Here is a 10,112-nt window from a genome sequence, read left to right as displayed (position 1 = left end):
CCCCTCTCCCCATCCATCCCACCGTCACCAGGAGGCCCCATGCCATCCGCCACCAGCCCGTCCCACCACCAGGTCCTCGTCGTCGGGGGCGGCACCGCGGGCCTCACCGTCGCCGCCCGCCTGCGCCGGGCCGGGGCCCGCGACGTGGCCGTGCTCGAACCGTCCGCAACGCACTGGTACCAGCCGCTGTGGACGCTGGTCGGCGGCGGCCAGGCCCCGCTGCGGGCCGCGCTGCGCACCGAGGCCGAGCTGATACCGGACGGCGTGCGCTGGCTGCGCGAGCGCGCCACCGCCGTCGACCCGGCCGCGCGCACCCTCACCACCGCCGCCGGCCGGACCCTCTCGTACGGCCGCCTGGTGCTCGCCCCCGGCCTCCGTCTCGACTGGGACGGCGTGCCCGGCCTGGCGCCTGCGCTCGGGCACGGCGGCGTGACCAGCAACTACCGGCCCGATCTCGCGCCGCACACCTGGGAGTTGATCCGCCGGATGCGGCGCGGCACGGCCGTGTTCACCATGCCGTCAGGACCCGTCAAGTGCGGCGGCGCCCCGCAGAAGATCGCGTACCTGGCCGCCGACCACTGGCGCAAGCGCGGCGTCCTGGACGCGATCCGGGTGGTCCTGGTGCTGCCCGAGCCTTCGCTGTTCAAAGTGCCGGTCTTCAACAGCGCGCTGGAGGCGGCCGCGCGGCGCTACGGCATCGAGGTCCGCCTGCGCTCCGAGGTGACGGCCGTCGACGGCCCCGCACAGCAGGTGGTGATCACCGACCACGCCACCGGCTCCGACGAGATCCTGGGCTACGACCTGCTGCACGCCGTCCCGCCGCAGCGCGCCCCCGAGTGGCTGGCGACCGGCCCGCTGGCCGACCCCGACTCCCCCTACGGCTACGTCAAGGCCGACCGCGCGACGCTCCAGCACCCGGACTTCCCCGAGGTGTTCACACTCGGCGACGCGGCGAACCTGCCGACGTCGAAGACCGGCGCGGCCATCCGCAAGCAGGCCCCGGTCGTCGTCGACCACCTCCGGGCGAGCCTCACCGGCCGCCCCGCCACCACCCGTTACGACGGCTACACCTCCTGCCCCCTGGTCACCGCCCGCCACAAAATGCTGCTCGCCGAATTCGACTACGACCTGACGCCCGCCCCCTCGTTCCCCTTCCTCGACACCACCCGCGAGCGCACCGACATGTGGTTCCTCAAGCGCTACGGGCTGCCGCAGATGTACTTCCGCGGCATGCTCAAGGGCCTGGCCTGAGCCCGGCCCCGTAGGAGATCCGGACCCTGAGAGCACCGGCCCGGATCCACTACGGGGCCGCCCCTACGGGCCCCCGAGACCGGCCGGGCCGCGTCTCGTCCAGGTGAACGATGAAGGCACGGCGGGCGGGCCGGATCCTGGTAACTGCCCGCCAGGAGCGGGTGATCCAGGAAACGGAGGCCCCTCATGACCACCCGCAAGACGCCCACGGTTCCGGCTCAGGCGCTGAGCCACCCGCGCACCCGGCGGGCCCTGCGCAGCACCACCCACCTCGTCGGCTGGTACGCCGCCCTCAGCGTGCTCACCCTCGCCGCCGTCATCCTGCTGCGCGACCACCACGGGCTGGTGACCGACGCCGCCTGGGTCCGCTCGGTCATCGTCGTCGTCACGTCCCTGCTCATGCTCTCCTTCGCCGCCCGCACGGCCCGCGGCCACCGCCGCTCCTATCTCCGGCTGCGTCTTGCGTCCGCGATCATGCTGGTGGCCATCGCGGTGATCCTCGCGCTGCCCGGCAGCTTCCCGCTGTGGCTGAAGAGCGAACAGGCCGTCTGCGGCGTCCTGTTGCTCCTCGTCGTCCTGATCGCGAACGGCCGCCGGCTGCGCTCGGCCTTCGCCGCCGGACAGCCCGCGTCCGCCCGCCCTTCCCGGGCGGGCGGACGCGACGCCTCCTAGGCAGCGGTCAGATCCGCCACCACACAGCCGATGTTGTCCGGCCCGCCCGCCTCCCGCGCCAGCGCGATCAGGTCCCGCACCGCCTCTTCGGGACCTGCCGCGGCCGCCAGGACGTCCTGGAGGGAGCCGGTCGGCAGCACGCCGTGCAGCCCGTCGGTGCACAGCAGATACCGGTCGCCCGGCCGCGCCTCGACCACGTCCAGGTCGGGCACGAAGGCCGCGCCGCCGTCCAGCGCCCGCACCAGGAGGGCGCGCTGCGGATGGCCGGGCGCCTCATCCGGGGAGAGCCGGCCCTCGTCGACGAGCGACTGCACGAGGCTGTGGTCGTGGGTGATCCGCACGAGCCCTGAGTCCCGCAGGACGTAGGCGCGCGAGTCCCCGACGTGCAGCAGCCCGAACCGCGGGCCGGAGCGCAGCAGCGCGGTCAGGGTGCTGCCCGCATCGCCGCCGCCCGCGTCTCCCGGCGCCCGGTCCGCGCCGAGCCGCTGGACGGCCCGGTTGGCGCGAAGGGCCGCCTCCTCAAGGGAGTGGAGAAGGTCCGTACCGGCCGGGTCCTGTTCCTGCGCAAGCCCCTGGTCCTGGTCCTCCAGGGCGGCCAGGGCGTCGACCGCCGCGACTCCGGCGGGGCCGCCGCCGGGTCCGTAGCCGTCCGCCACGGCCAGCAGCCGCGGCCCGGCATACGCCGTGTCCTGGTTGACGGTTCTGACCAGGCCGCCGTCGGTACCGGCAGCGGCCCGCATGGCGAGCGGGGTTCGGATTGCGTTCATGGTGGTGCCCTTCCTGGACAGCTGGTCGACGAGGAAGGCGGCCAGGTCGCGGCGGGCCGCGGTGTCGGCCTCGGCCTGCGCCCAGTAGGCGGCGACGGCGTCGGCCGCGGCGGCGTGCGGCAGTGCGCACACCTCCCGGATCCGGCCCAGCGGCATGCCGAGCCGGCGCAGCCGGGCGACCAGCCGGGCCGCCTCCAACTGGTCCGGGGCGTACCGGCGGTAGCCGTTGAGCGGGTCGACGCGGTCGGGCCGCAGCAGGCCCAGCTCGTCGTACAGGCGCAGCGCCTTGGGCGAGAGCCGGGACGCACGGGCGAACGCCCCGATCGTCAGCAGCGCCCGGGAATCGGCCTGCCCGGCGTCACCGCCCGGCGGTCCGCCCGCAGGCCCCGGCACATCGGTCACGTCCATACCCCGCGCCCCGTCCGTCCTCCTCGTACCGGGCACCTCGCCCGGCCCGCCCGATGCTGCGGCTTCCCCCAAGGTCAAGGTCAACCGCACCCGGACGGGCACCGGTTGCTCAGGCGATGTCCGGCGCCTCCAGCCGGTTCAGCGCGGCCGTGGCCAGCGCCTGCACGCCCATGGTGAGCGTCGGGCGGACCACGGGCGCGAAGCGCGGCGAGTGGTTGGAGGGGATGTCCTGCGCCAGCCGTCCTGCGGCCAGCGCGGTGTGGAACTCCTGCGGATCCCAGCCGCCGAGCCACCAGTAGTAGAGCGGCGCGTCCGCCGCGGTGGCCAGCAGCCCGGCGTCCTCGCTGCCCGATGCCGGGTCGTAGGCGAACAGCCGCTGCCGGCCGAAGAGTTCGGTGAAGGACTCGTTGACCTTCCGCAGGGTCAGCGGATCGTTGTAGGTCACCGGGAAGGAGTCCAGGATCTCCGTCTCCGGTGCCCGGTCCGCGCCCGACGCGTCCGCCTCGGCCCGCGCGATGCGGTCGACGGCGGCCAGCACCCGGGACCGTACGGACTCGTCGAAGCTGCGGACGCTGAGCCTGACGACGGCGCGGTCGGGGATGACGTTGGCGGAGTCGCCCGCCTTGAAGGAGCCGACCGTGATCACCACCTGCTCCCTGGACGCCACCTCGCGGGCCACCACGGACTGCACCCGCTGCACGAAGGACGCCGCCATCAGGATCGGGTCGACGGTGGTCTCCGGCCGCGAGCCGTGGCCGCCGGTCCCGTGGAAGGTGATCTCCAGGCTGTCGGCCGCCGCCATCGCGGCGCCGGAGCAGTAGGCGATCAGCCCGGCGCCGAACGGGGCGACGTGCTGGGCCAGGACGACATCGGGGACGGGCACAAGACGCTCGCTGTAGAGGCCCGCGTCGAGCATCGCGCGGGCGCCGCTGCCGACCTCCTCGGCGGGCTGGAACAGCACGACCAGGGTGCCCGACCAGTGGGCGCGCCCGGCGGCCAGCAGGTCGGCGGCGCCCAGCAGGCAGGTGACGTGCACGTCGTGCCCGCAGGCGTGCATCCGGCCGGGGACGGTGGAGGCGTAGTCGAGGCCGGTGCGCTCGGTGACCGGCAGCGCGTCCATGTCGGCACGCAGCAGGACCACCGGGCCTGGACCGTTGCGCAGCACCCCGGTGACGCCGGTGCCGGCGATGCCGGTGGTGACGTCGTAGCCGCCTCCGGTCAGCCGGCGGGCCGCTTCGGCCGCCGTACGGGTTTCCTGGAAGCCGAGTTCGGGGTGCCGGTGCAGGTCTTCGTAGAGCGCCACCAGGTCGGCGATGCGGGTGTCGAACGGAGCCAGCACGGCCTCCCGCGCCGCGTGCGCGGCGGATGCGGAAGGGGCAGCGGTATCGGGGACGGGGTCGGCGTCGGGGCCCCGGACGGCGTCCGGTACGCGGGTGCCGGGGCGGGCGCGGTCACTGTCACGGTCGCTCATACGCGCATTCGACCACGGGACGGGGCCCGCGCACCGCTTCCCGGACCGGATCGCCGCACATCGGCCGCCGGCCCGCCGCCGCCCGCCACGACACTGCCACCGGCCGGTACCTGGCCTGCATCTGGCCGGACTTCGCGGGTACCGCACGGCGTCTTCGTGACACCGGGGCCGCCTGCTGCGACCGTGGACCGGCACGTCCACGTCGATGACCGGAGGCGGACGTTGGCCACTTCATCCCCCCGACCGACCGGCGAACCCGCCGACATCGCCACGCACCTGATGGACCAGGCGATGGGCCACCTCTTCTCCGCAGCCCTGCGCACCGCGGCCCTCCACCGCATCGCCGACCACCTCGCCCAGGGCCCGCGCACCCCCGAGCAGCTGGCCGACGCCACCGGCACCCACCCACCGCACTTGCGGCGCCTCCTGCGCTACCTCGCCGCCCGCGGCATCTTCCGCGAGGACGCCTCCGGCGCCTACCAGTTGACGCCGGCCGCCCGGCTGCTGCGCACCGACATCCCCGACTCGCTGCACACCGCCGTCCTGATGGCGACCGACGCCCTGTTCGTGCAGACCGCGGCCGGTCTGGAGGAGGCCGTCCGGCAGGGCGGCAGCCCCTTCGAGCGGCTCGTCGGACAGCCGCTCTTCGCCCACCTGACCTCCGATCCGGCCGCCCGCGCCCACTACGACGACGGCATCTCCGCACTCTCCGAGCCGGTGGACGAGGCCGTCGCGGAGAGCTACCCGGTCCCGGCGACCGGCACCGTCGTCGATGTCGGCGGCGGCCGCGGCGGACTGCTGCGCGCCGTTCTCGGCCGCCGTCCCGAGCTGACCGGCGTCCTCTTCGACCAGGCGCCGCCGCTCGCCCGGCACCTCCTGGACGGCGACGAGCTGAAGGGCCGCTGGCGCACCGAGGAGGGCGACTTCCTCAAGGCGGTCCCCACCGGCGGCGACATCTACGTCCTCAAGCACGTCCTGCACGGCTGGCCCGACGACACCTGCCGGCACCTGCTGCGCACCTGCCGCGCGGCGATGGCTGCGGGCACCCGCCTGCTGATCGTCGACTGCGTGCTGCCGCCGGGCAACGCCCCGCACTTCGGCAAGACGATGGACGTCGCGATGCTGGCGGTGGCCGACGGGCGGGAGCGCAGCGCCGAGGAGTTCGCCACGCTCCTGGCGGCCGGCGGCTTCCGCCTCACCCGGGTCCTGCCGACCGCCGCCTTCCCCTCGATCGTGGAAGCCGTCGCCGACTAACGGCCCCGGCGTCCGGTGCCGCGCACCGTCCGGGGCCCGCCCGTCACCCGTGCGCACGCGACACGCCCGGCCGGGCCCCGGCGCTCGATGGCGGCATCGTCCGGCCCGCGCTGTACTGGGAAAGGCTCCCGCGCGCCCCGCCCGGGGCCGGTACCGGCAAGGAGCCCCCATGACCCGCGCGCCCCGCCCGGCGGACCCCTCCGGCACGTCCCTCCCGCCGCCCGTCCAGCGCGCGCTGTACCGCGCCAACGGCGGCGACACGGACGGCTTCGCCGACTGCTTCGCCCACGACGGCGCGGTCAACGACTGGGGCCGCGAATTCCGCGGCCGCGAGGAGATCCGCGGCTGGAGCGACGCCGAGTTCACCGGCAAGCAGGTCACCCTGGAGGTCACCGGCGCCAGCACCGAGGGCGCGACCACCACCGTCAGCACCCAGGTCGGCGGCAACGGTTTCCACGGCCCGTCCGTCTTCGCCTTCACCGTCGACGGCGACCGCATCAGGCTGATGCGGATCACCGGCTGACGGGGGCACCGTGCCGTTCCGTATGCGCGAGCGCCACCCCGACGAGGCACACCGCGCGGCCACGCCCCTGGAGCTCTTCTTCGACCTGTGCTTCGTCGTGGGCATCGCCCAGGCCGGCCGCCAGTTGACGCACGCGCTGGCCGAAGGCCACGCCGGGCACGGCATCACCGGCTACCTCATGCTCTTCTTCGCCATCTGGTGGGCATGGGTCAACTTCAGCTGGTTCTCCTCGGCCTACGACACCGACGACACGCTCTACCGGATCGTGACGCTGGTCCAGATCGCCGGGGTGCTGATCCTCGCGGCCGGTGTGCCGCGGGCGTTCAACGACAACCAGTTCGCGGTGGTCTGGTTCGGCTATCTGGTCATGCGGGTCGCCATGGTCAGCCAGTGGCTGCGGGCCGCGCACGGCGGCCGCGGCGAGGAACGCCGCACGGCGCTGCGCTACGCGCTGGGCGTGAGCCTGTGCCAGGTCGGCTGGCTGGCCCTGCTGTTCCTGCCGGCGACCGGCCGGCCGTGGGTGTTCCTGGTCATGGCCGTCCTGGAGATGTCCGTACCGGCCTTCGCCGAACGGAACCGGCGCACCGCCTGGCATCCGCACCACATCGCCGAGCGCTACGGCCTGTTCACCATCATCGTGCTGGGCGAGACGATCTCCGCCGCCACCGTCGCCGTGCAGTCGGCGCTGGACGAGCACGACGAACTGGGCGCCCTGCTGCCGATCGCGGCCGGCGGCCTGCTGCTGGTCTTCGCCGCGTACTGGATCTACTTCGCGGTCCCCATCCACCTGCATCTGCACTCCAGGAGGCAGGCGTTCGCGTGGGGCTACGGCCACTACCTGGTGTACGGCTCGGCCGCAGCGGTCGGCGCGGGGATCGAGGTGGCGGTGGAGGAGTCGGTGGGCAAGGCCGAGCTGTCGACGCCGGCGGCGTCCGCGTGCGTCACGGTGCCCGCCGCCCTGTTCCTCTTCTCGGTCTGGCTGATCCACTCCCGCCACCAGAAGCGCGGCCCGGCCCAGCAGCTGGTCCTGCCGCTCGCCGCGGTCCTCATACTGGCCTGCACCTTCGCCGGGCACCTCGCGGTCCTCGCGGCGGGCCTGGTCGGCTCGGCCGCGGTCGCCGTCGGCGTCACCCTCACGACCCGTCAGGGCACGGCCCTGACGGAATAGCGCCACCCGAGCCGGGCACCGGCCGCCCGCCGCCATCCGGCCGGATCCGCGCTGCGCCGTTGCGGTGAACACGACGCCGGGTTCCGGGCGGCCGTGACGCGCTTTCCGCTTCGCCCGGAAGCATGACGAACCGCCGCACCCGTCCCGGATCGGCCCCATGCGGCCCCGTTCCTGACGCCCCGGCACCGGCCCCCGCGCCCGCCCCGCGACACCCGCACCTGTGATCTGCGACTCCCCTGCGAACGACGGCCAACTTTCGCTGTGCGTACGGGAATTTGCTGCGATATTCGGCCATGTTCGGCGGCCCCGCGCGCGCCGCGTCCGCGCACGCCACGCCCGGAACGAATCTCACCATTACGCCGCGAAAGGGCAGGTTTCTCCGGCGATTCGACCGCTTGTTCCGGCCGTCCGCGCGGGGGCCGTCACGGCATAGGGGCCTCCTCGCGGTAGGGTGCAGATTGCCCTTTTTATGCCCACGGGCCGTCCACCCGTCCGTACCTGAGGAGACGCCAGCCATGGCCCCGCGCCACGCTCAGCCCCGCGCCCGCAGAAGCCTGTCCGGCCGCGGCAAGGCCGTGAGCGGTCTCGCGCTGACCACGCTGGTGGGCACCGCCCTGTGGGCCTGGCCCGCATCGGGCGATGACCACGACGCGCAGCAGCAGGCCAAGAACGGCACCCCCAAGACGGTGTCGGGGCCGGAAAAGCCGGAGCCCAACAAGCCGGTGACGAACGCCGCCGCCCCCGTCCGTCAGATCCCGGGCCTGAGCGACGCCGACCGCAAGCGGATACCGTCCAACTCCCGTCAGGTACTGGTCGTGACGGGCAAGGGGTCCGGCTCCTACAACTCCCGCGTGGTCCTCTACACCCGCGCCAAGGGGTCCGACGACTGGCGTCCCGGCGTGAAGTGGGCCGCGCACAACGCCGCACGCGGCTGGACCGACGACCACCACTACGGCGACCTCCGCTCGCCGGAGGGTGTCTTCACGCTCACCGACGCCGGTGGCCGGCTGGCCCCGCCCGAGGGCACCAAGCTCCCCTACAGCCACGACGAAAACTTCGTCGCCAACGGCACCGGCGTCGAGGGCGAGCCGCTGGCAGGGGCCTTCGACTACGTCATCGCCATCAACTACAACCGGGTGACCGGCACTTCGCCGCTGGACGCGCAGCGCCCGGAGGGCGACGACAAGGGCGGCGGCGTCTGGCTGCACGTCGACCACGACGGGCCCACCCAGGGCTGCGTGAGCCTCAAGCCCGAGGTGATGAAGGAACTGCTGCGGACCCTGGACCCGGCCAAGCACCCGGTGATCGTGATGGGCCCGGCCGGCAGCTGACCGCCCGCCGGCCGGGCTCGCCGCCCGGCCGGTCCCGCCTCCATCGCCGCTCAGAACCCGCGCCCGCGCCGCCCGTGGTACCCATGAGACATGGCTGACGCAGTGCACCGCCGCCACGCCCTGACCGACGTCCCCGGCCTGCGGGTCGGCCACGCCCAGCGCGTCGGCGGCGGATATCTCACCGGCACCACCGTGATCCTCGCCCCCGAGGGCGGCGCCGTCGCGGCCGTCGATGTACGCGGCGGCGGGCCCGGCACCCGCGAGACCGACGCGCTGGATCCGCGCAATCTCGTCCAGCGGGTCGAAGCGATCGTGCTGACCGGCGGCAGCGCCTTCGGGCTTGACGCCGCGTCGGGGGTCGCCGGGTGGCTGGAGGACCGGGGCCGCGGATTCCGCGTCGGGCCCGATCCGGCGCAGGTGGTGCCGGTCGTCCCGGCGGCGGCCCTCTTCGATCTGGGGCGCGGCGGTGACTGGCGGGCCAGGCCGGACGCGGCGCTCGGCCGGGCCGCGGCCGATGCGGCGGCCGGTGCGCCGGGCACGCCGTTCGCGCGCGGCAATGTCGGCGCGGGCACCGGCGCGGTGGCCGGCGGGCTCAAGGGCGGCATCGGCAGCGCGAGCATCGTCCTGCCGTCCGGCGTCACCGTCGCGGCGCTGGCCGCCGTCAACGCCGCGGGCTCGCCGGTCGATCCGCGCACCGGCGCCCTGTACGGCCGGTGGTACGAGGACCTCCCGGCGGGCGGCACGGACGGCCTGCCCGTCGTCCCCGCGCCGGCCGTGCACGCGGCGGCGCTTCGGCGGCTGGCCGAGGCCCAGGAGGTGGCGCAGGCGCGTTCGGCCGCCTCGGTGCGGCCGCCGCTGAACACCACGCTCGCGGTGGTCGCCACCGACGCCGTGCTGACCCGCGCCCAGGCCCGGAAGCTGGCCGGCACCGCGCACGACGGACTGGCCCGTGCCGTGCGCCCGGTGCACCTGCTCTCCGACGGCGACACCGTCTTCGCACTGTCCACCGCGGCCCGCCCGCTCGCGCCCGAAGCGGCCGGCGCCGACCCGGCGTTCGGGGTGCACGCGGAGGCCGGGGCGCTGAACGACATCCTGGCCGCCGGGGCGGACGTGCTGACCGGGGCGGTGGTCGACGCGGTCCTGGCGGCCGGCAGCGTCGACGGCCCCGGCGGGCTCTTCCCCTCCTACCGCGAGCTGTACGGCGCCGCGGGCTCCCGCCCGTAGGTCCTGTCGTCGAACTCCCGTCGTCTGCCCGGAGGGCAGGCCC

At 74.5% G+C, this 10,112-nt stretch carries 9 protein-coding genes; 7 read left to right on the top strand and 2 right to left on the bottom strand.

The genetic code is table 11. The features are described 5' to 3' along the window. Positions 1–39 precede the first annotated feature (39 nt). A complete protein-coding gene (locus LIU39_RS22985; RefSeq protein WP_227048733.1) occupies positions 40–1,251 on the top strand; it encodes an NAD(P)/FAD-dependent oxidoreductase in 1,212 nt (403 codons plus the stop codon). Between the two features lie 186 nt (positions 1,252–1,437). Then, positions 1,438–1,923 (top strand): hypothetical protein, encoded by a 486-nt coding sequence (locus tag LIU39_RS22980; protein WP_227048732.1) that lies wholly within the window; start codon positions 1,438–1,440, stop codon positions 1,921–1,923. Here LIU39_RS22980 and LIU39_RS22975 read toward each other — a convergent pair. Both LIU39_RS22975 and LIU39_RS22970 read right to left on the bottom strand, forming a co-directional pair. Further along, positions 1,920–3,098, bottom strand: coding sequence for a MerR family transcriptional regulator (locus tag LIU39_RS22975; RefSeq protein ID WP_227048731.1), 1,179 nt, complete (start codon positions 3,096–3,098; stop codon positions 1,920–1,922). The genes LIU39_RS22980 and LIU39_RS22975 overlap by 4 nt on opposite strands. Positions 3,099–3,207: 109 nt before the next feature. Next, entirely contained in the window at positions 3,208–4,569 is a 1,362-nt protein-coding gene (locus tag LIU39_RS22970; protein ID WP_227048730.1) for an amidohydrolase, read from the bottom strand. 222 nt (positions 4,570–4,791) lie between these two features. Between LIU39_RS22970 and LIU39_RS22965 the strand changes: the two genes are divergently transcribed. The 5 genes from LIU39_RS22965 (at position 4,792) to LIU39_RS22945 (ending at position 10,069) form a co-directional block, all read left to right on the top strand. Further along, on the top strand, positions 4,792–5,823 hold the full coding sequence (locus LIU39_RS22965; protein WP_227048729.1) for a methyltransferase: 1,032 nt from the start codon (positions 4,792–4,794) through the stop codon (positions 5,821–5,823). A gap of 169 nt (positions 5,824–5,992) precedes the next feature. After that, positions 5,993–6,346 (top strand): nuclear transport factor 2 family protein, encoded by a 354-nt coding sequence (locus LIU39_RS22960; RefSeq protein ID WP_227048728.1) that lies wholly within the window; start codon positions 5,993–5,995, stop codon positions 6,344–6,346. A gap of 22 nt (positions 6,347–6,368) precedes the next feature. Beyond that, on the top strand, positions 6,369–7,514 hold the full coding sequence (locus LIU39_RS22955) for a low temperature requirement protein A (RefSeq protein WP_227048744.1): 1,146 nt from the start codon (positions 6,369–6,371) through the stop codon (positions 7,512–7,514). 515 nt (positions 7,515–8,029) lie between these two features. Continuing rightward, complete coding sequence (locus tag LIU39_RS22950; RefSeq protein ID WP_227048727.1) at positions 8,030–8,845, top strand: L,D-transpeptidase family protein; 816 nt, start codon at positions 8,030–8,032, stop codon at positions 8,843–8,845. 90 nt (positions 8,846–8,935) lie between these two features. Beyond that, on the top strand, positions 8,936–10,069 hold the full coding sequence (locus LIU39_RS22945) for a P1 family peptidase (RefSeq protein WP_227048726.1): 1,134 nt from the start codon (positions 8,936–8,938) through the stop codon (positions 10,067–10,069). Positions 10,070–10,112 lie beyond the last annotated feature (43 nt).

The sequence above is a fragment of the Streptomyces pinistramenti genome (assembly GCF_020564935.1).
Taxonomy (GTDB): domain Bacteria; phylum Actinomycetota; class Actinomycetes; order Streptomycetales; family Streptomycetaceae; genus Streptomyces; species Streptomyces pinistramenti.
Note: the sequence above shows the minus strand (reverse complement) of the source record. Positions and strands in the feature narration are given on the sequence as shown.